The sequence below is a fragment of the Mesorhizobium sp. M4B.F.Ca.ET.203.01.1.1 genome (assembly GCF_004791025.1).
In the GTDB taxonomy this organism is placed as follows: Bacteria; Pseudomonadota; Alphaproteobacteria; order Rhizobiales; family Rhizobiaceae; genus Mesorhizobium; species Mesorhizobium abyssinicae.
Genome location: NZ_SRUO01000109.1, coordinates 1 through 371, shown reverse-complemented (window position 1 = coordinate 371; position 371 = coordinate 1). Strand labels below are relative to the sequence as shown.

The window sequence follows — 371 nt, the reverse complement described above, 5'->3', positions numbered from 1 at the left end:
CCGCAACTCGTCCCCGTCGCTGGGAACGTCCATCGGCCCCAATGGTTGTCCGTTCCGGTCGATTTGCAAGCCCGCTGTCCCGAGCAGCTGCAAGCCCGCGCCGCCGTAGCCCACCACAGCATGGATGCGGGCATGACCGGGCACACTACCGATGGTCGGCAGCCCGGTACTGGTTGCCCCGAACGAGCCGCTCCAGGCAAATGCGGCCTCCGTGTGGAGCTGCGGGAAAACGCGCCCCAGCTTCTCCTCCAGGCGCCTGGTCTTTTTCGCCATCAACGCATCGCGACGCTCCTCGTCGATGAAGTCCTCCTCCTCGCCGCCGCAGATCACGCGTGCATCCGCGGTCGCGCGCATATAAAGGTAAGGATTGG

The 371-nt window shown here is 65.5% G+C and carries 1 protein-coding gene; it reads right to left on the bottom strand.

Translation table 11 applies throughout. The features are described from left to right. Positions 1–371, bottom strand: a 371-nt coding sequence (locus EN846_RS33860; RefSeq protein ID WP_135928117.1) for an FAD-dependent oxidoreductase, incomplete at both ends; no start/stop codon positions are given.